A 21,840-nucleotide genomic window follows, 5' to 3' on the forward strand; every position below is an offset into this window, starting at 1 on the left:
AGGCGTGACCGCCGTCACGCGTAGCCGCCAAGACCCCGGCGTAAACCCGTTTTCGACAGCAGATACAGGGCAGGGACTTGGGGGAGTTTCCGTTCTGTACGTTGTGAGCTGAGCCGTCCGTCATGGTCCGATGACCAGGGCTCGCTTGCAAGGCCTACCGGCGTTTGTCCGCGCCGGTGTCCGTGGGGGGTGCCCGGATCTTTTACAGGTCCGGGCATTCGCCGTTTTGGGCTAAGTAAATTGTCAGCCACTGACATAGGCCTAAAAAAATTAATTCGTCTAGGACTCAGAGAGTTGCTTATGTAATAAAATTACTCGTGATGATGGTCACGCGCAACGAATCGGAATGATGAGTACTTCTTGGATGGTCGCAACAATTACATGCAAGACTGTGGGGAGCTCTTATCATGTACTTCAAGAAAGCATTCATCGCGATTATCGCCACCGGGGTCGCTGCCGCCGGTATTTCTTCCGCTGCTCATGCCGAAGACGACAAGCGTTCCATCGAAATCGATACTCTTGGTTTCGATCTGACGAGCGAGGATGGGGTCAGTGACCTTCGCCGCGCAGTCCGCCGGGCCGCCAAGAAGGTTTGCACCATCCCGGGGACGCGTGGTGCAGCTATCATGGCAATGGAGCGCGAGTGCAGGGAAGAAACGCTGGAGCGCACCGAAGTTCAGGTCGCAGCCGTCATCGACTCGCGGAACAACCGCCCTGTCATGGTTGCTGCAGAACCGTTCAAGGCGCCGCGTCCACCCGCACGCTGAACCGTGCGGAAAATCGTAACGAGACGGTCCGGACCCGAAAGGGTTCGGACTTTCTCCATTTGTGCTAAGCACTTGCTTGCAACGACCGTCGCAGGGGGGACGGAAATTGACCGAGGATCGTAAATGCCGATGAAGCCGACGCTTCCCGCGATCATCACGGCGGCGCGCGCGGGCGCGCTCGACCATGCCGAACACCTCTTTGCAGCCGGTGGCTTCGAAGGGCGGGAAGAAGCCTCGACGCTCGCGGTGAAGGGCCGCTTGCGAAAGGATCGCGCTCTTCGCCTGTCGGGCGAGGAACGGCGGGCGATAATGGCAGAGGCAGCCTCGCTTTATGAACGCGCCGATGCCCTGCTGCCTCAGCCCTACACCCGCATCAACGTGGCGACCCTGCGCCTGCTTTCGGGCGACGATGCGGGCGCACGCGAAATGGCCGCCTCTGTCGTAGACTGGCTGGAAAGTGACACGGACCTGGCGGAAACGCCGTTCTACCTCGCCGCAACTCGCGCCGAGGCCCTGCTGCTTATCGGCGATACCGCGGGAGCAAGAGCAGCGCTCATCTCGGCGTTGGAGGCTTCACCAGACAACCACGAGGACATGGCGAGCACGCTGCGCCAGTTGCGGCTGATCGTCGAAGCGCGGGGCGACGACGCCGACTGGCTCGATGAATTCCGCCCGCCACGCTCGCTCCACTTCGCTGGCCATATGGGCGTCGATGCGAAGAACGTGGCCGCATTGGCCGACCGGATCGATTCCGTGCTGGAAGAAGAAGCGATCGGCCTGGGCTTTGGAGCGCTGGCCGCAGGGGCCGACATCCTGATTGCCGAACGTTTGCTGGCACGCGGTGCGGAACTGCATGTCGTCCTGCCACTGACGCCCGAGGCGTTCGCCGCGCAGTCGATCCGTCCTTATGGCGCAGAGTGGGAAACGCGATTCCGCGCCTGCCTTGAGGCGGCGGAAAGTATCGTAACCACTGCTACCGATACGGGCGCTTACGAACCTTTGGCCACTGCGCTTGCATCCGACGTCGCGATGGGATCTGCCGTGCTCCACGCCTCGATGATGGGGAGCGAGGCAGTGCAGCTTACCATCGTTGATGACGAAGGGGGCGAACTGGGCAAGGGGCGCGCCACGGCGCGCGATGCTACGCGCTGGCAGGATGCTGGTCGCCGCAGCCACCACTTGCGTTGGCCGCGTGTCGAAAGCGTGCAGGCCTCCGCGACGAAGCCGCCCGAGGGGCGGCCCGACCGCAGGCTGGCCGCAATGTTGCAGATCGGCTTTGCAGGGCTCGACGATCTCGATGAAGCCTCGTTCGAGAGGGCGGCTGACGAACTGCTATACCCTTTGCGCGATGTGCTGGCGGCAATGGAGGCGCAGCCGGCGATCGTGCTTTCCAATGGGAATACGCGCATCGCGGCCTTTGGCACGCCCGAGGCGGCGTGGAAATTTGCCTGCGAACTGCAAGCGCATCGCTTCAAGGCCCCGCTGACCATCGCCGGCCACTACGCGCTGGCCCACTGGTTCGAAGAACCGGCCGCTCTTGCCGGTCGCGGTGTGGCAGACCTTTCGCGCCTTGCCGGACAGGCCCTGCCCGGAGTGGTGACGGTGAGCGAGCCTTTCGCATCCGCCTTGTTTCTTGCCGCGCCGGGCGTGGTCTATGCCGAACCTGTCGGGGAGTGTGAGGGACTGACCCTCTTTGCCTTGCGCGATGGTTAGGGGCCTCGCGCCTCTCCGATCAGAAGATCAGTTCCTCGAGCCGGTGTTCGGCCACGATGCGAAGCCCGGTTTCCTCGCGCTTCACGATCCCTTTCTTTTCCAGCTTGCTGATTGCGCGCGACACGGTTTCACGCGTCGTCTGAAGGCTGAGCGCGAATTGCGTCAGTACCGGCGGCGGCGAAATCGTGAGGTTTGCGCCGTCGCGCGCCAGCCGCAGAAGCTCTGCATGGATGCGGCCGACAGTGGAAAGCGTCGAAACCTCGGCCATGCGGCGGTTCTGCGTCATCAACCGCTTCAGCAGACGGCGCGAGATCGCCATCGCGACGCTGGCATGGGCGGACATGGCCGCGACCATGACGTGCGATTCGAGGCTGCAGGTCGTGCTGTGGCTTACCGCGACCACTTCGTCCCCGGTCTCCGCCCCTGGCCCTTCGTCGGTCAGCGCGCCCTCGCCAAACAGGTCGCCGTCGCGAAATTCCTCGATCACAGCCATGCGCCCGTCGATGGAAATGGCCAGCATCCGCGCGTGACCGCGGATCATGAGGAACAGGTGTTCTGCCCGCTGCCCGCTGGCGAGCACGATGTCGCGCGGTTCGAAATTGACCCTCTGCGCCTGCCGCGCAAGCGACAGCGCAACTGCGTCGTCGCAGTCGAAACCGCGTGCAATGGCCTGCACCGTTTCAGTATCGGGGTTGCGGATCATGCGTATCACGATACTGCCGCGCGATATGGACACGCAAGCTGCCCGCTTGAGAAATCGGGGCAGCCCAGATCGGGGCAGGGATGTCGGGCATGACCGGGGACGCAGGACCGGGCGGGGGCGCCACTTACTGGGCATTTATCAGCTACTCTCATGGCAATACGCCCTTCGCGACGTGGCTGCATCGCGCGCTTGAGACATATCGCCTGCCCCGCCACATCCGTGTCGAGGATGGCGAGGAACAGGCCCTGCCCAAGCGCCTGTTTCCCATTTTCCGCGATCGGCAGGAACTGGAGGCGGCGAACGACCTGGGTGACCGGCTGCGCGAGGCGATCGCCGCGTCGCGCAGCCTGATCGTGATCTGCTCTCCGGCGGCTGCAAAGTCGCGCTGGGTGGACGAGGAAATCCGCTATTTCCGCAAAGTGCGCCCCGACGGCATGGTGCTGGCCGCGATTCATTCGGGTGAGCCGCATGCCAGCGCGATCCCAGGGCGTGAGGACGAGGAATGCCTGCCGCGCGCCCTGCGTTTCGCGATGGGGCCGGATGGCGAACTGACCGACACGCCGATCGAGCCTCTCGCCGCCGATTTTCGTGATGGCGGCGATGGCAAGCGGCTGGCGCGGCTGAAGCTGGTCGCGGGTATCCTTGGCGTAAAGCTTGACCGGATCGTGCGCCGCGATGCGCAGCGGCGGCACCGGAGGTTGGCCATCCTCGCCTCGGCATCGGTGCTCGGCATGATCGGCACCAGCCTGCTGGCCTATACCGCCGTGCGCGCCCGTGACGAGGCGCAGTACCAGCGCGCACAGGCCGACAGTCTTGTCGAATTCATGATCACCGATCTGAAACCCCGCCTCGAGAAGGTCGGGCGGCTCGACGTGCTGGATTCGGTGGGGGATCGCGCGCTGTCCTATTACGAGGATCAGGACCAGTCCGATCTCGACATCGATGCGCTGGGCCGCAAGGCGCGTGCGCTGCATCTTGTGGGTGAAGTCGCAACCTTGCGCGGACAGCCCGAACAGGCACGGCGCAGTTTCGTCGAGGCAGCGCGCGCCACTGGTGCGGCGCTGCAAAACGATCCCGACAACTGGCAGCGCGTATTCGATCATTCGCAAAGCGAATTCTGGGTCGGATACGGCTTCTACGAACAGGCCGATTGGGCAAACGCAGCGGTGCATCTGGGAAGATACCGCGATCTTGGCCGCAAGCTGGTCGAATTGAAGCCCGACGATCCAACCTCCAAGCTGGAAGCGGCCTCGGGCGAACTCAATCTCGGTGTCGTTTACCGCGAAATCGGGCGTTTCGACGATGCGCTCGCCTCTTTCGAGGAGGCCGAGCGGCTCTACCGGCTGATCGAACCGCAGGACCGAACGACCCGAACCGCAATCTTGCAGGCGATTTCGCACGCGGCGACCACTCACGACTATGCCGGTGACGACATAGGGGCGGAGAAAGCCCGCATCCGCCAGATCGCGCAGCTCGACGCGTTCGACGACGGCACGGATCGGCAGGTCGACCGGTACCGCGCCATCGCTCTCGATCAGTTGGCGGGGCTGCGCTTTGGACTAGGCCGGATGAAGGACGGGTGCGCCAGTCTGGAGCAGGCGGACCGCCGATGGCGCGAACTCATCGCGCTCGACCCCGACAACAAGGTCTGGGAACAGGACCGCGATTTCGACCGTGCGCAGATGGCGCTTTGCAAGTGGCGCAGTGGGCGCAAGAGCGAAGCGACGGCGGATTTGCGCGCCATTTCACGCAAGATCACGGACAGCGAAGGCAAGGGCACGGACGAGGCGGACGAGTTCTACCTGCTCGCGCTGGCCTATGCCGCGGGGTTGGGCGTTGCCGAACCGAAGACACTCGATCTCTACGCAAAACGCGAATATGCTGGCGATTTCGAGGGGCTTACGACCAGCGCCCCGGCCCGTGCCGCCATCCTGATCGCAATCGGCGACAATGCGTCCGCCGGCAGCGCCGCGCGCGAAAAGGCGTGGGAGCAGGCGGGTGAGGTGCTGGCCGCGTCGCATCATCGCAAGATGCTGCAGCGGGTGCAGGAAAAGAGATTGTGCCGCCGAACGCGCGGCAAACAGGAATTCTGCTCGGAGGAAAAGGCCGGTGCGCCTGCCTCTGCTTTCGGGGGAATATTTGCAGAATAACGCAAAGGAGTGGGGACTATGGCTAGCTCAAGCTATCCGAATAAGGTGAAATTCCACGTCAACAAGAGCGGCGTGAATGTCGACAATCGAACAATCATGCCGAATTCAGACGGGATCGTTGAACTGACGATCGCGCAGGACAACAAGTGGGAGTTCGCATCGAACACCGACTTCATTCCGGCAGGTTACAGTTCGTGGACTGCGCTGACCGATAACAACGGCGCTTTTATCGGCGTGTTGATCAAGAATGGCGACATCGCCTTCAACGCGCGTGTCGGTACCGACGACCAGGACCTTGAACTGACGGTCACGTCTGGCGGAACCGCCGGCGTGGAATACGAATACGCCGTCCTGCTGCAGTCCACCAACGACGACGGCACGTTCGCATTCTGCGATCCTATCATCGTCGACCGCGGATAGGCGTCTTTTCCGCTGTTTGATGCAAACGACTCTCAACAGTCGGTTTTGATTGAATCGGCGGCAGTGCATCCCTAGGTGAAACCGGACCGGATCGTTCCGATTAAGGAATGATCATCCGATTACACCTGGGAGCACGAGCTTACATGCGGCTTTCGAGCATGGCCGACTACGCCGTCGTGGCGATGCGTGCCGCTGCCCTTCACTGTGGCGGCGATCGCACCAATGCGTCCGAGATCTCGGAAGAAACCGGCCTGCCCCTGCCCACCGTGCAGAAACTGGTGAGCAGGCTTTCCTCCGCTGGCCTGCTGCGTTCGGTGCGCGGCGCGGGCGGCGGTTTCCGCCTTGCGCGCCCGGCCGCCGCGATCACCGTCGCCGACATTGTCGAGGCGATCGAAGGCCCCATCGCGCTTACCCAGTGCTGTGACGAGGATGGCGACTGCGCCATCGAACTGCGCTGCGGCACCCGCGCGCACTGGCCGCAGGTCAACCGTGCCATCCGCTCCGCGCTATCCGGCATTTCGCTGGTCGATCTCGCCCACGAAAAAGCCCCGCAAGACATTCCCGATCTGGAAGTACCCGCATGAACGACCCACAGGCAGAAGTGCTGAAAGCAGCCCAGGACGAGGCGATCGAGAAGGACCGCGCCGCGAAGGAAGCGGCCAAGGCTCTCGAAACCTACGAATACGGCTTCTCCTCCGACATCGAACAGGAGTTTGCCGAGAAGGGTCTGTCGGAAGAGACCGTCCGCTTCATCTCGGCCAAGAAGGAAGAGCCGGAATGGATGCTGGAATGGCGCCTCAAGGCATACCGCCACTGGCTGACCATGCCGCAGCCGGACTGGGCCAAGGTCAACTTCCCGCCGATCGATTATCAGGACGCGTATTACTACGCCGCGCCCAAGAAGAAGCCGAAGCTGGAATCGCTCGACGAACTCGATCCCGAGATCAAGGCCGTCTACGACAAGCTGGGCATCCCGATTGCAGAGCAGGAAGTGCTTGCCGGCGTTGAAGGCGCGCGCAAGGTGGCCGTGGACGCGGTGTTCGACTCTGTCTCGGTCGCCACGACCTTCCGCAAGGAACTGGAAGAAGCGGGCGTCATCTTCCGCTCGATCAGTGAGGCGATCAAGGAATACCCTGATCTGGTCAAGAAGTGGCTCGGCAAGGTCGTGCCGATGCACGACAACTTCTTTGCCACGCTCAACTGCGCGGTCTTTTCCGACGGCACCTTCGTCTACATCCCCAAGGGCGTGCGCTGCCCGATGGAGCTGTCGACCTATTTCCGCATCAATGCCGAGAACACGGGCCAATTCGAACGCACGCTGATCGTCGCCGACGAAGGCAGCTACGTCAGCTATCTCGAAGGCTGCACCGCGCCGATGCGCGATGAAAACCAGCTCCACGCCGCCGTGGTCGAACTGGTCGCGCTAGACGATGCGGAGATCAAGTATTCGACCGTCCAGAACTGGTATCCCGGCGATGCCGAGGGCAAGGGCGGCATCTACAACTTCGTGACCAAGCGCGCGCTGTGCCAGGGCAAGAACAGCAAGGTCAGCTGGACGCAGGTGGAAACCGGCTCTGCCGTCACGTGGAAGTATCCTTCTTGCGTGCTCAACGGCGAAAACTCGGTGGGCGAGTTCTACTCGGTCGCCGTCACCAACAATCGCCAGCAGGCCGATACCGGCACGAAGATGATCCACAACGGGAAGAACACCCGTTCGACGATCATCTCCAAGGGGATCAGCGCGGGCAAGTCCGACAATACCTATCGCGGCCTCGTCCGCGTGGGCCCGAATGCCGACAACGTGCGCAACTTCACGCAGTGCGACAGCCTGCTGCTGGGCAGCGAATGCGGCGCGCATACCGTGCCCTATATCGAGGTGAAAAACCCCACTGCCCAGATCGAGCACGAAGCGACGACATCGAAGATCAGCGATGACCAGCTGTTCTACGCGATGCAGCGCGGGCTGGACGAGGAGCAGGCCGTGGCCCTGATCGTCAACGGATTTGCCAAGGAAGTGCTGAAAGAGCTCCCGATGGAGTTTGCGGTCGAGGCGCAGAAGCTGCTCGCGATCTCGCTTGAGGGGAGCGTGGGGTGAGCTTGCGCTCTTACTTTCGCGCTCTAGTCAGCCTTCAAACGCTGAAAGCATATCCGAAAGTCTTGGGTATGATCGTGAATGGTGCCTTCAGCGCGCGACTGCGCCGATATTCAAATGACGAGCATGACATTGACTGAACGCAAACCCCTCACCCTGCGTCCCGCAACAGACGACGCCGAACCCGCGATCAAGAAGAAGGGTCGCGGCTGGGAAATTTCCGAATCGCGGCTCGACGCGCTGCACGATCGTGCGCGCGAGATGCGGCGGCATTCGACGCCTGCGCACAAGGCGCTGGCCGAAAAGTTCGCAGAGGCCGACATGGGCCGCTATACCTTCAAGCGCCACGCCGTCGTCGGCAGCGCCATCGTCGACTTCAACTGCCACAGCCTCGGCATGGCGATCGACATCGACGAGGAAGGCGAGGACGAGACGCTGGCCAAGCGCCGCGACAAGAGCCTTGAGGCCGTTGGCATCCGCGTCATGCGCATCAAGGCCGACGACATCCTCACCAACATGGACGACGTGCTGAAGCGCATCACCGCCGGAATGCGGATGCGTATTGCAGACCGGCAGGAAGCGCGGCGCAAGCACTTCGACGAAAAGAAAAACAGCGGGCAGGGCTACAAACCCCGCACCGCTCGCGGCCCCAAAAGAGACTGATACGATGCTGAAAATCGAAAACCTCCACGCCGAAGTTGACGGTAAGAAGATCCTCAACGGCCTGACGCTCGAAGTCGGCGCGGGCGAGGTCCACGCGATCATGGGCCCCAACGGCGCGGGCAAGTCGACGCTGGCCTACACGCTGGGCGGCCGTCCGGGTTACGAGATCACCGAAGGGTCGGTGACATTCGACGGTGAAGACCTACTGGACATGGAACCGCATGAACGCGCCGCGGCCGGCCTGTTCCTCGGCTTCCAGTATCCGGTCGAGATTCCCGGCGTTTCCAACGTCCAGTTCCTGCGCGAAGCGGCCAATGCCCAGCGCAAGCATCGCGGCGAACCCGAACTGACCGGCGGTGAATTCCTGAAACTGGCGAAGGAAAAGGCCGCACTGCTGCGCATGGACATGGACATGCTCAAGCGCCCCGTGAACGTCGGTTTCTCGGGAGGTGAGAAGAAGCGGAACGAGATGGTGCAGATGGGCATCCTCGATCCCAAGTTCGCCATTCTGGACGAGACGGACTCGGGCCTCGACATCGACGCGCTGCGCATCGTGGGCGATGGCATCAATTCGATCATGCGCGATGCGGGCAAGGGCGTGCTGCTCATCACCCACTATCAGCGCCTGCTCGATTACGTGAAGCCGGACAAGGTCCACATCCTTGCCAAGGGCCGCATCGTGAAGACCGGCGGGCCGGAACTGGCGCTGGAGCTTGAGCGTGAGGGTTACGAGGAGGTCGTGTGACCGATCTGGCTACCCTTCCCACCACGCGTGACGAGGACTGGCGCTATGCCGACGCGGCGGCGCTGGAGGCTTCGGACGCGGACACGCTGACCGGCTGGACCGAGATCACGGTTCCTGCTGGCGAAAGCGTGGCCGAAAGCCGTGACGTTACCGGTGTCGAACGCATCCGCGTCCGCATCGGCAAGGGCGGACGGTTCGAACTGTCCGCCGTAAACGCGGCCCCCGGCTATGCGCGGCTCGAATGCGAAGTGACGCTGGAAGACGGCGCGCATTTCGAATTCGGCGGCGTCACCATCGGCGGCGGCAGCGAAACGCGTGAATTCGTGACCCGCTGCATCCATGCAGAGCCCAACGCGACCTCGAACCAGGTCGTGCGCGCGGTTCATTGGGGCAAGGCGATCGGCAACTTCCTTGGCCGGATCGAGGTCGTGCGCGATGCGCAGAAGACCGACGCGGGCCAGAACTTCCGCGCCATCCTGCTGGAAAAGGGCGCAGCTGCGAACACCAAGCCCGAACTCGAAATCTTTGCAGACGACGTAAAGTGCGCCCACGGCGCGGCGATCGGCGCATTGGACCAGATGGCGGGCTTCTACATGGCCGCGCGTGGCATCCCGCCCGAGATCGCCCGCAAACTGCAGGTCCAGGCTTTCATCGCCGACGCATTCGAGAACATCGAGGATGAGGCGGTGGGCGAACGCCTGCTCGAACGTGCGCTGTCCGTGCTGGAAGGTGCGCAGTTGTGAGCACGCAGACGATCTCCAGAAAGGCGGACTTCCCCGGCATGGTCAATGCCGACGGCAGCCCGTGGCACTACCTCGACACTGCGGCGACGGCGCAGAAGCCGCAGGCCGTCGTCGATGCGATGACCCGCGCGCTGGGCCGCGATTATGCGACCGTACACCGCGGCGTCTATTCGCGCAGTGCAGAGATGACGCTGGGCTACGAATCTGCCCGCCGCAAGGTGGCTGGCCTCGTCGGCGGGGCCGAGGACGAGATCGTTTTCACTCGCGGCGCGACCGAGGCGATCAATCTCGTTGCTGCAACATGGGGTGCAGCAAACCTGAAGGCCGGAGACCGCGTTCTCCTGTCGGTTCTGGAGCATCATTCCAACATCGTGCCGTGGCAAATGCTGCGCGACCGCATCGGAATCGAGATCGATGTCTGCCCGCTGACCGAAGATGGCCGCATCGACCTCGATGCTGCGCGGCAAGTCGTTGACGAACGGACGAAACTGATCGCGCTGGCGCACGTGTCGAACGTGCTCGGATCGCGGCTCGATACGGCAAAGGCGGCAGATCTCGCCCATTCGGTGGGTGCGAAATTGCTGCTCGACGGTTGTCAGGCGGTGCCCCGCACAAAAGTCGACGTGAAAACGCTCGATTGCGACTTCTACGTGTTCTCCGCGCACAAGATCTATGGCCCCACGGGCATCGGTGCGCTCTGGGCGAAGAAGGACATTTTGGACGCCATGCCCCCCTATCAGGGCGGCGGCGCGATGATCGACCGCGTGACGTTCGAAAAGACGACATGGGCCGACGCGCCGCAGCGGTTCGAGGCGGGCACCCCCGCCATTACCGAGGCGATCGCCTTTGCCGCTGCCATTGATTACGTCGAGGCCATCGGCATCGATCATATCGCGCGGCACGAGGACGAACTGTGCCGGAAGGCGCGCGCCGAACTGGCGAAGATCAACTCACTCCGCCTGTTTGGGCCGGATGACAGCGCAGGGATCGTCAGCTTCCAGCTTGGCGACATTCACCCGCACGATCTCGGCACCATCCTCGACGAGGAGAACGTCGCGATCCGCGCCGGTCACCACTGCGCGCAGCCGCTGATGGATCACCTCGGCGTTCCCGCGACTGCCCGGGCCAGCTTCGGCCTCTATTCCGACGAAGACGATATCGCCGCGCTGATCCGCGGCATCGAACGTACCATGAGGATCTTCGGATGACCGACGAAAACACCCCCGACCGCGTCGTGGCCCCGCCGCCGACCGAGGAAGTGACCAGCATCGAGCAGCCGCGCCGCGCGCGCGTGCAGGACCTTGTCGAAGAGCCCGAGGAAACCGCCGCCGAAAAGCTGGAGCGCAAGAAGGACTATCTCGACGGCTTCCTGAAGGAAAAGCCCGAAGGCGTGTCCGGCAACGAACCAGGCGGCGAGCTTTACGAAAGCGTCGTGACGGCGCTGAAGGAAATTTACGACCCGGAAATCCCGGTCAACATCTACGACCTCGGTCTGATCTACGGTGTCGAGATCGACGACAACAGCCGCGCGGTCGTCACCATGACGCTCACCACGCCGCACTGTCCGGTGGCCGAATCGATGCCGGGCGAGGTCGAACTGCGCGTCGGCGCGGTGCCGGGCGTGGGCGATGCCGAAGTGAACCTCGTCTGGGACCCGCCGTGGGATCCGGGCAAGATGAGCGACGAGGCCAAGCTCGAACTCGGAATGCTGTGAGCACCGCAGACGCCTCGACGCTGGCCATCACCGTGGCCGACTACCGCGATCCGGCGGACGCGGCGGCGCTTGTCGCGCTGCTCGACGCTTATGCGCGCGATCCGATGGGCGGGGGTGAGCCGCTGTCCGCGAAGTCGCGTGCCGGCCTGGCAGATGCACTGGCAAAGCACCCCGGTGCGTTCAGCCTGATCGCTCGCGAGGACGGTGAACCGGTCGGCCTTGCCAACTGCTTTACCGGCTTTTCGACGTTCGCTTGCGCGCCGCTGGTCAACATTCACGACATGGCCGTCCTGCCCGCGCACCGCGGCAAGGGTATCGGACGCGCTCTGATGCGCGCGGTCGCCGAAGAGGCGAAAAAGCGCGGGGCCTGCAAGATCACACTCGAAGTCCTGTCGGGCAACGAAGGGGCAAAGGCTCTCTATGCCAGCGAAGGCTATGCGACTTATGCCCTTGATCCGGCGAAGGGCAGCGCCCAATTCTGGGAAAAGAAGCTATGACCGACACCAAGACACGCCCCGCCCCGAAGGCCGCCGTTACGCTGACTCCCAGCGCCGAGCAGCGCGTGGCCGACCTCATGGCCAAGGCGCCCGAAGGCGCGATCGGCGTAAAGCTGTCGACCCCGCGTCGCGGCTGTTCGGGCCTTGCCTACTCGGTCGATTACGTGGACGAGGCGAATGCCTTTGACGAGCGGATCGAAACGCCCGGCGGCCTGTTCTTCATCGACGGTGCCAGCGTGCTCTACCTGATCGGCAGCACGATGGACTGGGTCGAGGACGACTTTCAGGCAGGCTTCGTCTTCAACAATCCCAACGCGACCGGCTCGTGCGGCTGCGGGGAAAGTTTCACCGTCTGATTCAGACGGTCGGCGCACTCCCGCCGTCCAGGAAGTCGAGCAGCGCCGCGTCGAATTCGTCGACTTGGCCGTTGCCCGAGATCTGGGCGTCCAGCCACTTCTTCTCGCTCGCCGTCACGGCATGGTCGGCCGCGACAAGCTGTTCGCGGGTCGGTTCGTTCGTGCCCTTGCGGCCGAAGACCTTGCCGAAACGGTTCGGGCTGGTCTTTGCCATACGGCCAAGGAAGCGGCCAACGTTCGAGCTGGCGTCTGCCATGCACGATTCCAGTTCGGCAGCGCGTTCGCGGCTGATCTGGGCATTTTCCGACGAATAGCCCTGCAGGTGGTTGCCAACGGCCTGCACGAACAGGCGCTTCCATTCGGGCGCATTGTTCGCGTCGAGGCAGGCGTCCTTGATGCGGTAGAGCATTTCGGCCTCGCGGCGGCTGACCGCGCCGGGGCGGTCCGATCCGGGGGCGAAGATAGCGCGGCGCAGGATCTTGCATTCCGCGGCGCTGACATGGGTGTGCGAAAGCTCGCCGCCGCAGCGCGTGGGGCCGGTGCCGGTCAGCACTTCATGCTCCATGACGCCGAGGACATAGACCTTCATCTTTTCCGGCACGTTCGAGGCGCGTTCGACGAGGCGGACGACCAATTCCAGTTCGGCCATCGATTCGACTTTGCCGCTGGCGCTCAGGCGCGAGATCAGCCAGCTGCCCTGTTCCTCGGTGACGTAGCCACGCGGCTCCAGCGTGTTGAGCACGTATTCGCCGATCGCCTCGACGAAGAAATCGACCCAGGCATCGGTGCGGCTGCCCAACGAATCGTTCAATGCGAAGATCGCTTCTGCCTCTTCGGCGGTGATCTGTCCGTCACCCCAACCGGCGCGGCGGAGCTGGAGAATCTCTTCGTCCGAAATCTGCCGATCGGCAGCAGCCTGCCGGGCGATATCGCTGAAATGCATGGTCATGAGCGCGCAAAACCCCTTGTTCGTCGGGGAATGGCTTACCCAAACAAGCTTAAGACCGAGTTACCTTGGCGCGAAAGCCGTTCAGCGGCGACGAAGCGCGGCAACGCAAGCCGCGCGGTCGACATCGCGCCCGTCGGTGCCGCGACGCGCTTCCACCCATGTCGCGGTTTCGCCGCGGCCCGGTGCGGTGGGATAGAGGAAGATGTCGAGGACGCAGGCATTGCCCGAGAACTGCAGCTTGCGCGCATCCCCTTCCCATACGTCGAGCCGCGGGGTGCCGAACTGGCGGACAAGGCCGCTGGCATCGGTGCCGATCACGCCGTCGAGGCCCGGTGCATCCATGATCCGCGGCGCGCGAAAGCCGGTCTGCGGCTGGATCGCCGGTTCCTGCGGCGGCACCGGCGCGGTTGCCGCGGGGCGCGAGGACGGGACGGTATAGCTGGGCCCGCTGGCACAGGCGGCAACAAGCGGGATCAGGGCAAGGGCGATAAGGCTACGCATCGATCTTCCCCTGCCTCAGCGCGGCGCGATGCACCAGATGGGTCGCCGCCGCTGCCCCCAGGAACGGGGCCAGCAGGTTCAGGATCGGGATGGCCAGCAGCCCGACGACGGCAAGGCCGAGCAGGAAGCGGCTGGAAAAGCCCAGTGGAGCGGCAGCGCCGTCCTTCATATGGCGCACCCAGACCATGTCTTGAAGCTCTCGCCCCAGCAGAAACGCATTCACGACTGCGAAGACCACCGCAGGGCCGATCGCGGTGAAAACCAACGCCAGCGCGAAGGGCAGGGCAATGAGGTTCGCGAGCAGCGCCCTTACCGCACCGCGAATGGCGATCCGCGCCTGTTCGCCCATCGGCAGGTCGCGCGGGGAAAGCGCCGGATAGAACTTCGCCTCGACCAGTTCGACAACCTCGTCGGCATAGAACTGCAGCACCGCCATCGCGACGATGCGCCATGCGAGCCACGCCGCGATCAGGCCGACCAGTCCCAGCACCGCGATCATCGCAATCCCGACGCCGGGCACGGTCTGGTCGTAGTCCAGCCCGAACATTGCCCCGATACCCCAGCCCAGCAGCACGACCAGAGCCGCGCCGAGCACGACGGCAAGCACGAGGCTGATGAGGATCGACTTCACCAGAAGCCAGATGACCCGCCTGTCGCCAAGCTGGGTCGCCGCCAGCGCGAAGGCCTGCGGTATCGAAAGGGCGGAACGGGCATCCTGCATCGATGCAGGTAGATGCGAGCGCGGGTGCCGTGTCAATCAGGCGCGCGCCAATAAAGCGCGTGATGTTCGGCGCTTGCCGTATCGGGCAAGTGCGCCTAACCCCGCTGCCATTCTCAATTCGATCTCGAAAAAGGCCCATAGCCAACCCATGACCGACACCCGTTTCGACGTCCTCGCCATCGGCAATGCCATCGTCGACGTCATCTCGCCGTGCGAAGACGCGTTTCTGGAAAGCGAAGGGCTCGACAAGGGCGCGATGGCACTGGTCGATACCGCGCGGGCTGAGGAGCTTTACGCCCACATGGGCCCGGCACGCGAAATTTCGGGCGGTTCGGCAGCAAACACGTGCGCGGGTCTGGCGGCGCTGGGCAGCAAGGCGGCTTTCATCGGGCAGGTTGCCGACGATCAGCTCGGCTCTGTCTTCGCGCACGACATTCGCGCCGCGGGCATCCATTACGAAGTCGCACCGCGCGAAGGCGATCCGCCGACGGCACGGTGCCTTGTCCTCGTGACGCCCGATGGTCAGCGCACGATGAACACGTTCCTCGGCGCCTCGCAGCATCTGCCTGCCAGCGCGATCGATGCGGACCTGATCGCCAGCGCCAAGGTGCTCTACCTCGAAGGGTACCTGTGGGATCCCGACGATCCGCGCGCCGCGATGAAGGGCGCGATCGAAGCGGCCCGCGCGGCGGGGCGGCAGGTCGCCTTCACGCTGTCGGACGCTTTCCTGCTCGACCGCCACGGCGACGATTTCCGCAAGCTGATTGACGATGGGTTGATCGATATTCTCTTCGCTAATGAAGTCGAACTGCTGGGCCTGACCGGAGCGGCCGATTTCGAAGCGGGCGTTGCCGCGCTTGCGCCGAAGCTGCCGGTGCTGGTCGCCACGCGCAGCGAGAAAGGCGCGATTGCGGTGTCGGGCGATAAACGCGCCGAAGTGCCTGCCGAACCCGTTGCCAAGGTCGTCGATACGACCGGCGCGGGCGACAGCTTTGCCGCGGGCTTCCTGCACGGTCATGTCAGCGGCGCGCCGCTGGCCGATTGCCTGACGATGGGTGCGGTCGCCGCAGCCGAAGTCATCAGCCACTATGGCGCGCGGCCCGAGGCCGACCTCAAGGCGCTCGTCGCGACCCGCCTGGGATAATCAGCGCGGGCTGAGCATCATGCTCAGCCCTTCGCTTCGCGCTCTACCTCGCGCCAGCCGATGTCGCGGCGGCAGAAGCCGGTCGGGAAATCGATGGCGTCGACCATCGCGTAAGCGACTTTCTGCGCAGCGGTGACACTGTCGCCGCTGGCCGTCACGTTCAGCACGCGCCCGCCATTGGCGACAAGCTGGCCGTCCTTCTGCGCGGTGCCGGCATGGAAAACCTTGCCGCCTTTCGCCTCTGCCGCGTCCAGCCCGCCGATCGCGCCGCCCTTTTCGGGCGTGTCGGGATAGCCCTTGGCTGCCATCACCACGGTCAGCGCGGTCTGGTCGGTGAAACGCGCAGGCGGCAGCTTGCCGAGCGAATTGGTCGCGCAGGCGAGCAGGATCTCGCCCAGATCGTCCTCGAGCCGCATCATCAGCACCTGGCATTCCGGATCGCCGAAGCGGCAGTTGTATTCGATGAGCTTCGGCCCCTCGTCAGTCAGCATCAGGCCCGCATAGAGCACACCGCGATAGGGGGTGCCGTCTTCGGCCATCTGGCGCACGGTCGGCGCGATGATGCGTTCCAGCACCTGCCCGCGCAGCATGGGGCTGAGCACAGGGGCGGGGCTGTAGGCACCCATGCCGCCGGTGTTGGGGCCGGTATCGCCTTCGCCGACGCGCTTGTGGTCCTGCGCCGACCCGAACGGCATGATCGTAGCGCCGTCGGTGATCGCGAAATAGCTCGCTTCCTCGCCGCGCATGAATTCCTCGATCACGACTTGCGCACCGGCAGAGCCGAAGCGCCCGCCGAAGATGTCGCGGATCGCCTCGATCGCCTCGGCCTCGCTCTCGGCGATGATCACGCCCTTGCCCGCGGCCAGGCCGTCGGCCTTGATGACGACGGGGATAGTGAAGTCCTTCAAGGCCGCCAGAGCCTCGTCCGCCGTGTCGGCGCGCACATAACCGGCGGTGGGAATGCCCGCGCGCTGGCACATGTCCTTGGTAAATCCTTTCGACCCTTCGAGCTGCGCAGCCTCCCGGCTGGGGCCGAAGACCGCGATGCCCGCACCGCGCAGCGCGTCGGCAATCCCGTCGACCAGCGGCGCTTCGGGGCCGACCACGACGAGACCGACGTGATTTTCCTCGCAGAAGGCGATAGTCGCGTCATGGTCCGACACGTCGAGCGAAATGCATTCGGCGTGGTCGGCGATGCCCGGGTTGCCCGGCGCGGCAAAGATTTTCCCCGGCTCACGCCCTTCGGGCCGCAGCAGGCGGGATTGCGCCAGCTTCCATGCCAGCGCATGTTCGCGTCCGCCCGAGCCGATCAAAAGGAAGTTCATTGGCCAATCGCCCTGAAAATTACGATGAAGACGCGCGCCTCCTAGCGAAGGAGAGGCAAGGGGACAACGCCGCCCCCCTGTCGATTTCGCAAATCTCCAACATGTTGAAGCGCACGGTCGAGGATCGCTTCGGCCATGTACGCCTTCGCGGCGAGCTTTCGGGCGTCAAACGCGCAGCATCAGGCCACATGTATTGCGCGCTGAAGGACGAGAACGCCGTGATCGACGGCGTGATGTGGCGGGGCAATGCGGGACGGCTGGCGTTCCGGCCCGAGGACGGCGTCGAAGTCATCGCGACGGGCAAGCTGACGACATATCCGGGTCGTTCCAAATACCAGATCGTCATCGATTCGATGGAGATCGCAGGCGAGGGTGCGTTGCTCGCGCTACTCGCGAAACTGAAGGCGAAGCTGGAGGCCGAGGGCCTTTTCGCGCCCGAACGCAAGCGCCGCCTGCCGTTCCTGCCGCGCACGATCGGCGTGGTGACCAGCCCGACCGGCGCGGTCATTCGCGATATATTGCACCGGCTGGGCGACCGCTTTCCAAGCCACGTCGTTGTCTGGCCGGTGATGGTGCAGGGACAGGGCTCTGCCGAGCAGGTCGCCAATGCCGTTCGCGGGTTTTCGGCACTCGCCCCGAACGGGCCGGTGCCGCGCCCCGATCTGCTGATCGTCGCGCGCGGGGGCGGATCGATCGAGGATCTGTGGTCCTTCAACGAGGAAGTCGTCGTGCGCGCCATCGCCGAATCGACGATCCCGACGATCTCCGCCGTCGGGCACGAGACCGATACGACGCTGGCCGACTTTGCCGCCGACTTGCGCGCGCCGACGCCCACGGCCGCGGCCGAACTGGCGGTTCCGGTGCGTCAGGAACTGATGGCCATACTCGACGAATATGCCGCGCGGCAGCGGCGCGGCGTCGTGCGGCCCGTGGCGCTGGCCCGCGAAAGGCTGGTGACGTGGAGCGAGCGGCTTCCCGATCCCAGGATGCTGGTCGAGGCACAGGGCCAGCGGCTCGATGACCTGACCGACCGGTTGCGGCGCGGCCTTGCGGGGCGTGCTGAACAGGCGCGGCGCGCGCTGGCGGAAAGCGGCGGGGGCCTTCGCCCTGCGCTTCTGCAGCGCCATGTCGTGCAGCTTCGCCGCGATCTGGCGCGCGTGCCCGATCCCGGCGTTCTTGCGCGTCAGCGGGTGCGCGAGGCGGGACAGGCGCTGGCCTCGCTTTCGCGCCTTCTGCCGCAGCTCAATCCTTATGCCCCGCTCGAACGCGGTTATGCGGTGGTCACCGATCCTTCGGGCCACGCCGTCACGACGCGGGAAAGTGCAGCGGCGCAATCGGGCCTGACGCTGCGCTTCCGCGATGGTACTCTGGATGTCACCCCCGGTGAGTCCGTGCCGCCTGCACCTGCGCCCCGTCCCCGCAAGGCCGCGCGCCGCTCGTCGCAGGATGATCCCGCTTCGGGCCAGCAGTCATTGTTTTGACAGGTCCCTTTGCCTATCTGGATTGCATGTTGATGAGTACCAAAGAACCGGCCCGCCTGATCTACGGCCCCAACGGCTTCCGCCAGCTCAGCGCGGGGGACCATGTCCTTTGCGCCGTGTCCGGCGTTCCGATCCAGCTCGACATGCTCCGTTACTGGAGTGTGGAGCGACAGGAGGCTTACGCCACCTGCGAAATCGCGACAGAGCGGCTTTCGCCGAAGGGATGATCAGGGCGCCCCTTACTTTCTTCGCCCTTGCCGCCGCGCTGACGGGTTGCACCGTCGTACCGCCGTCCGACGGACAAGCGCAGGCAGTGGCCGCTGCGGCACCCAAACCCGCTCCGGCCCCTGCGCCGACATCCACCCCTACCCCGCAGGCTCTGCCTGCCGGTGTCTTCACGCTTTCGGGCGAGATGACGCAGGGCGGCTGGCTGCGGGGTAATGCGCCAGTTGGCACGACTTCGCTGACGCTTAACGGCGATCCGGTTTCGGTCGATGCCGACGGGCAGTTCCTGGCCGCGTTCGACCGCGATTCAGGGCCGATCGCGACACTGGTCGCCACGCGTAGCGACGGGTCGAAAGTGACCAAGCCGCTCCAGATCAGCCCGCGCGACTGGCGCATCGAACATATCAACGCCGCGCGCCGCACCGGCGGGCCGAGCGAAGCCTTCATGAAGCGCCGTATGCCCGAGCTGGAGGCGATCAATGCCTCACGCGAAAAGGTCACCGGCGCGCAGGGCTGGCGCGAAGACTTCATCTGGCCGGTGAAGGGCCGCCTATCCGGCCTGTTCGGATCGCAGCGCATCTATCGCGGCGAACCGGGCAGCTACCATTCGGGCATCGACATCGCGCCGGGTGCGGGCACGCCTTATGTGGCGCCTGCCGACGGCGTCGTGGTGCTGGCGGTCGATGACTTCTCGCTCGAAGGCAAGCTGCTGATCATCGATCACGGCATGGGCCTCAACAGCGCATTCCTCCATTCGCAGCAGCTTTTAGTGAAGGAAGGCGACCATGTGAAGCAGGGGCAGCGCATCGGCCTTGTCGGTTCCAGCGGGCGGGCTACCGGTCCGCACCTGCACTGGAGCCTGAAGTGGAACGACGCGCGGCTCGATCCGCTGCTGTTTACGGGGCCGATGGGCAACTGATGACGCGAATTGCGCGGGCAGGCGGGCTTCTGGCCCTGCTGCTGCTCGTGTGGCTGATCCTTTTCGTGCCGGATCGCACGGTCCCGCGCGGCACCCGCGTGGTGTTCGACTTTCCGGTAGAAGCGGAGCCCCTTGCGGGTGCGAAGCTGGATGACGCAGGCCCACTGAAGCTGGCCGGTGCCTGGCGCCTGTCTGGTGAGGCGAGCGAGTTTCATTCCCTCTCGGGTCTCTCGTTCGACGGACAGGGCAATCTGGTCAGCGTCAGCGATCGCGGTCTCATGTTCGACCTGCCGGATCCCGAAACGGGCGGTATCGCAACGGCCCGCGCAATCGCGCCCGATCGCCATGGCGGGTTCCACTTGCTCGACATCGAAGCCATCGTATCAGGCGAGGACGGCACGACCTGGTTCGTGGTCGAGAACCAGAACGGCATCTACCGCCTCGACAAGGGCGCAGAGCAGGCGCGTTCGACTTTTCCGGCGATCATGAGCGAGTGGTCACCCATGCGCGGCCCCGAATCGCTAGCGCGTACGGCTAACGGTCGCTTCCTGGTGATCGGTGAGGGGCGTGAAGCGGGCCGCGACGGGACGTTTCCGGGCCTGATGTTCGATGGTGACCCACTGCGCTCGCCCGAGCCTTGGCTGTTCCATATCGCCATGCCCGATGGCCTGCGTCCCGTGGAGGCGGCGGTGCTGACGGACGGCACCGTTCTGGTACTGGGCCGCAGCTTCGGCCTGCCGTTCCGCTTCGAATCTGCGCTCTATGCCTTCGACTTGGCCGACGCGAAGCCTGCAGGGCGCGTCGATGCGCGTCTGATCGGGCGAATCGGCGGACCCGGCATTTCCGACAATTTCGAAGGCATGGCGGTCGAGGAAGGCGCAGACGGTGCGCTTACCATCTGGGTCGTGTCCGACAGCAACGATGCGCAGATCATACAGAGCACGATCCTGCTGAAGCTGGAAACGCGAAAAAGCGCCCTGCGATAAGTCGCGGGCGCTTCTTCGTCATTCCCTTGCGGGAGAAATCAGGCTGCGGCTGCAGCCTTCTTCAGCTCGCGCTTCACCTTGAGCGCGCGTGCCGACAGCTTGGCATCGCTGGTCTTCAGCAGCCAGTTGTCGAGACCGCCGTTATGCTCGACCGAGCGCAGGCCGTGGGTCGAAACGCGGAACTTGTAGCTGCGCTCGAGCTTTTCGCTCAGCAGCGTGACGTTCTGCAGGTTCGGCAGGAAGACGCGCTTGGTCTTGTTGTTGGCGTGGCTCACGTTGTGGCCGATCTGGCGACCCTTGCCGGTCAGTTCGCAGATGCGCGACATGGCTTTAAACTCGCTTGTAAAACAGTGAATCCGTAGTCGGAAAGCGGCGCGCATAGCGGCGACAGGCCCGTCCGTCAAGCAAACGGGCGCTGAACCGTTTCCGGTGCGAGGCCCCATTGCCGCATTCTCCCGATTCGGGCAAGTCGGCGGCTGAAATGAACGAAACCGCCAAGAGATGGCCGCTTCCCCCCGCGATGCAGGCCGCGCTGGACGAAGCGCGCAAGGCCGCAGACGCGGGCGAAGTGCCGGTGGGTGCGGCCGTCGTGAAGGACGGGGCGATTGTCGCCAGCGCCCACAATGCCCCGCGCGCGCTGAAAGACCCGACCGCCCATGCCGAGATGCTGGCGATTCGCCGCGCGGCAGAGGCGCTGGGCGACGAAAGGCTGACGGGCTGCGACCTCTATGTCACGCTGGAACCGTGCCCGATGTGCGCTGGCGCCATCGCCCACGCCCGAATTGCACGGGTCTATTACGGCGCGTCCGATCCCAAGGGCGGCGCGGTAGAGCACGGGTGCCGGACGTTTGAACAGGCCAGCTGCCTGCACCGGCCCGAAGTCTATTCGGGCATCGGCGAATCGGAGGCGGCGAACCTGCTGCGCGGATTCTTTCGGGAGCGGCGGTAGGGAGCGGCAGCTTTCGGGATGACCGAAGAAGGCATTGGTTGGCCGATATGGGGTGATAAGTCCCGTTCTGGGAGCAC

Annotated in this window: 25 protein-coding genes; 19 read left to right on the plus strand and 6 right to left on the minus strand. The window is 64.3% G+C overall.

From position 1 onward, the window contains the following. The first annotated feature begins 407 nt into the window (after positions 1-407). Positions 408-767: a UrcA family protein gene (locus tag KIH45_RS09080; RefSeq protein ID WP_213175675.1), complete on the plus strand. Its 360-nt coding sequence runs from the start codon at positions 408-410 to the stop codon at positions 765-767. A gap of 123 nt (positions 768-890) precedes the next feature. Then, complete coding sequence (locus tag KIH45_RS09085) at positions 891-2,480, plus strand: tetratricopeptide repeat-containing protein (protein ID WP_213175676.1); 1,590 nt, start codon at positions 891-893, stop codon at positions 2,478-2,480. A gap of 19 nt (positions 2,481-2,499) precedes the next feature. Here KIH45_RS09085 and KIH45_RS09090 read toward each other — a convergent pair whose 3' ends face one another. Further along, on the minus strand, positions 2,500-3,183 hold the full coding sequence (locus KIH45_RS09090) for a Crp/Fnr family transcriptional regulator (protein WP_213175677.1): 684 nt from the start codon (positions 3,181-3,183) through the stop codon (positions 2,500-2,502). An 89-nt stretch (positions 3,184-3,272) separates the two neighbouring features. Here KIH45_RS09090 and KIH45_RS09095 point away from each other — a divergent pair, with 89 nt between their 5' ends. From KIH45_RS09095 to KIH45_RS09145, 11 genes are all read left to right on the plus strand, one after another. Further along, the gene (locus tag KIH45_RS09095; RefSeq protein WP_213175678.1) at positions 3,273-5,333 is read left to right on the plus strand and encodes a toll/interleukin-1 receptor domain-containing protein; all 2,061 of its coding nucleotides are present in this window, start codon (positions 3,273-3,275) and stop codon (positions 5,331-5,333) included. 18 nt (positions 5,334-5,351) lie between these two features. After that, positions 5,352-5,753 (plus strand): hypothetical protein, encoded by a 402-nt coding sequence (locus KIH45_RS09100; protein ID WP_213175679.1) that lies wholly within the window; start codon positions 5,352-5,354, stop codon positions 5,751-5,753. A 143-nt stretch (positions 5,754-5,896) separates the two neighbouring features. After that, positions 5,897-6,337 carry an SUF system Fe-S cluster assembly regulator gene (locus tag KIH45_RS09105; RefSeq protein WP_066764395.1) on the plus strand — a complete coding sequence of 147 codons (441 nt, stop codon included), beginning with the start codon at positions 5,897-5,899 and terminating at the stop codon, positions 6,335-6,337. Further along, complete coding sequence (gene sufB / locus KIH45_RS09110; RefSeq protein WP_213175680.1) at positions 6,334-7,848, plus strand: Fe-S cluster assembly protein SufB; 1,515 nt, start codon at positions 6,334-6,336, stop codon at positions 7,846-7,848. The genes KIH45_RS09105 and sufB overlap by 4 nt, the downstream gene beginning before the upstream one ends. Positions 7,849-7,977: 129 nt before the next feature. Beyond that, positions 7,978-8,508 (plus strand): endonuclease domain-containing protein, encoded by a 531-nt coding sequence (locus tag KIH45_RS09115; RefSeq protein ID WP_213175681.1) that lies wholly within the window; start codon positions 7,978-7,980, stop codon positions 8,506-8,508. A gap of 4 nt (positions 8,509-8,512) precedes the next feature. Continuing rightward, entirely contained in the window at positions 8,513-9,253 is a 741-nt protein-coding gene (sufC, locus tag KIH45_RS09120; protein ID WP_213175682.1) for a Fe-S cluster assembly ATPase SufC, read from the plus strand. Beyond that, the gene (locus tag KIH45_RS09125; RefSeq protein ID WP_213175683.1) at positions 9,250-9,996 is read left to right on the plus strand and encodes a SufD family Fe-S cluster assembly protein; all 747 of its coding nucleotides are present in this window, start codon (positions 9,250-9,252) and stop codon (positions 9,994-9,996) included. The genes sufC and KIH45_RS09125 overlap by 4 nt, the downstream gene beginning before the upstream one ends. A 38-nt stretch (positions 9,997-10,034) precedes the next feature. After that, positions 10,035-11,204 carry a cysteine desulfurase gene (locus tag KIH45_RS09130; RefSeq protein ID WP_225899804.1) on the plus strand — a complete coding sequence of 390 codons (1,170 nt, stop codon included), beginning with the start codon at positions 10,035-10,037 and terminating at the stop codon, positions 11,202-11,204. Further along, a complete protein-coding gene (locus KIH45_RS09135) occupies positions 11,201-11,710 on the plus strand; it encodes an SUF system Fe-S cluster assembly protein (RefSeq protein ID WP_213175685.1) in 510 nt (169 codons plus the stop codon). Before KIH45_RS09130 ends, KIH45_RS09135 begins: the two co-directional genes overlap by 4 nt. Further along, the gene (locus tag KIH45_RS09140) at positions 11,707-12,207 is read left to right on the plus strand and encodes a GNAT family N-acetyltransferase (RefSeq protein WP_337925442.1); all 501 of its coding nucleotides are present in this window, start codon (positions 11,707-11,709) and stop codon (positions 12,205-12,207) included. The genes KIH45_RS09135 and KIH45_RS09140 overlap by 4 nt, the downstream gene beginning before the upstream one ends. Beyond that, positions 12,204-12,563, plus strand: a complete 360-nt coding sequence (locus KIH45_RS09145) for a HesB/IscA family protein (RefSeq protein WP_213175686.1) — start codon at positions 12,204-12,206, stop codon at positions 12,561-12,563. Before KIH45_RS09140 ends, KIH45_RS09145 begins: the two co-directional genes overlap by 4 nt. A 1-nt stretch (position 12,564) precedes the next feature. On the opposite strand, the gene KIH45_RS09150 is transcribed toward KIH45_RS09145, so the two are convergent. From KIH45_RS09150 to KIH45_RS09160, 3 genes are all read right to left on the minus strand, one after another. Then, complete coding sequence (locus tag KIH45_RS09150) at positions 12,565-13,512, minus strand: hypothetical protein (RefSeq protein ID WP_213175687.1); 948 nt, start codon at positions 13,510-13,512, stop codon at positions 12,565-12,567. Between the two features lie 81 nt (positions 13,513-13,593). Further along, complete coding sequence (locus KIH45_RS09155) at positions 13,594-14,013, minus strand: hypothetical protein (RefSeq protein WP_213175688.1); 420 nt, start codon at positions 14,011-14,013, stop codon at positions 13,594-13,596. Beyond that, positions 14,006-14,734 (minus strand): EI24 domain-containing protein, encoded by a 729-nt coding sequence (locus tag KIH45_RS09160; protein WP_213175689.1) that lies wholly within the window; start codon positions 14,732-14,734, stop codon positions 14,006-14,008. Before KIH45_RS09160 ends, KIH45_RS09155 begins: the two co-directional genes overlap by 8 nt. A 148-nt stretch (positions 14,735-14,882) precedes the next feature. Here KIH45_RS09160 and KIH45_RS09165 point away from each other — a divergent pair, with 148 nt between their 5' ends. Further along, entirely contained in the window at positions 14,883-15,878 is a 996-nt protein-coding gene (locus KIH45_RS09165) for an adenosine kinase (RefSeq protein ID WP_213175690.1), read from the plus strand. 23 nt (positions 15,879-15,901) lie between these two features. On the opposite strand, the gene purD is transcribed toward KIH45_RS09165, so the two are convergent. Beyond that, positions 15,902-17,203, minus strand: coding sequence for a phosphoribosylamine--glycine ligase (purD, locus tag KIH45_RS09170; protein WP_213175691.1), 1,302 nt, complete (start codon positions 17,201-17,203; stop codon positions 15,902-15,904). On the opposite strand from purD, the gene xseA reads away from it, so the two are divergent. Genes xseA through KIH45_RS09190 form a run of 4 tightly spaced genes read left to right on the plus strand, consistent with a single transcriptional unit; the run spans position 17,155 to position 20,814 of the window. Continuing rightward, on the plus strand, positions 17,155-18,684 hold the full coding sequence (gene xseA / locus KIH45_RS09175) for an exodeoxyribonuclease VII large subunit (protein WP_213175692.1): 1,530 nt from the start codon (positions 17,155-17,157) through the stop codon (positions 18,682-18,684). The two genes, purD and xseA, sit on opposite strands and share 49 nt — an antisense overlap. A gap of 26 nt (positions 18,685-18,710) precedes the next feature. Next, positions 18,711-18,911 carry a DUF2093 domain-containing protein gene (locus tag KIH45_RS09180; protein WP_066764373.1) on the plus strand — a complete coding sequence of 67 codons (201 nt, stop codon included), beginning with the start codon at positions 18,711-18,713 and terminating at the stop codon, positions 18,909-18,911. Next, on the plus strand, positions 18,908-19,828 hold the full coding sequence (locus KIH45_RS09185; RefSeq protein WP_213175693.1) for a M23 family metallopeptidase: 921 nt from the start codon (positions 18,908-18,910) through the stop codon (positions 19,826-19,828). The genes KIH45_RS09180 and KIH45_RS09185 overlap by 4 nt, the downstream gene beginning before the upstream one ends. Beyond that, positions 19,828-20,814, plus strand: coding sequence for an esterase-like activity of phytase family protein (locus KIH45_RS09190; protein ID WP_213175694.1), 987 nt, complete (start codon positions 19,828-19,830; stop codon positions 20,812-20,814). Before KIH45_RS09185 ends, KIH45_RS09190 begins: the two co-directional genes overlap by 1 nt. Positions 20,815-20,852: 38 nt before the next feature. Here KIH45_RS09190 and rpmB read toward each other — a convergent pair whose 3' ends face one another. Further along, the gene (gene rpmB / locus KIH45_RS09195; RefSeq protein ID WP_213175695.1) at positions 20,853-21,140 is read right to left on the minus strand and encodes a 50S ribosomal protein L28; all 288 of its coding nucleotides are present in this window, start codon (positions 21,138-21,140) and stop codon (positions 20,853-20,855) included. A 155-nt stretch (positions 21,141-21,295) separates the two neighbouring features. Between rpmB and KIH45_RS09200 the strand changes: the two genes are divergently transcribed. After that, positions 21,296-21,763 (plus strand): nucleoside deaminase, encoded by a 468-nt coding sequence (locus KIH45_RS09200; protein WP_225899779.1) that lies wholly within the window; start codon positions 21,296-21,298, stop codon positions 21,761-21,763. The last annotated feature ends 77 nt before the right edge of the window (positions 21,764-21,840 follow it).

Origin of the sequence: Croceicoccus gelatinilyticus, from assembly GCF_018398395.1 — a bacterium.
Lineage (GTDB): Bacteria > Pseudomonadota > Alphaproteobacteria > Sphingomonadales > Sphingomonadaceae > Croceicoccus > Croceicoccus gelatinilyticus.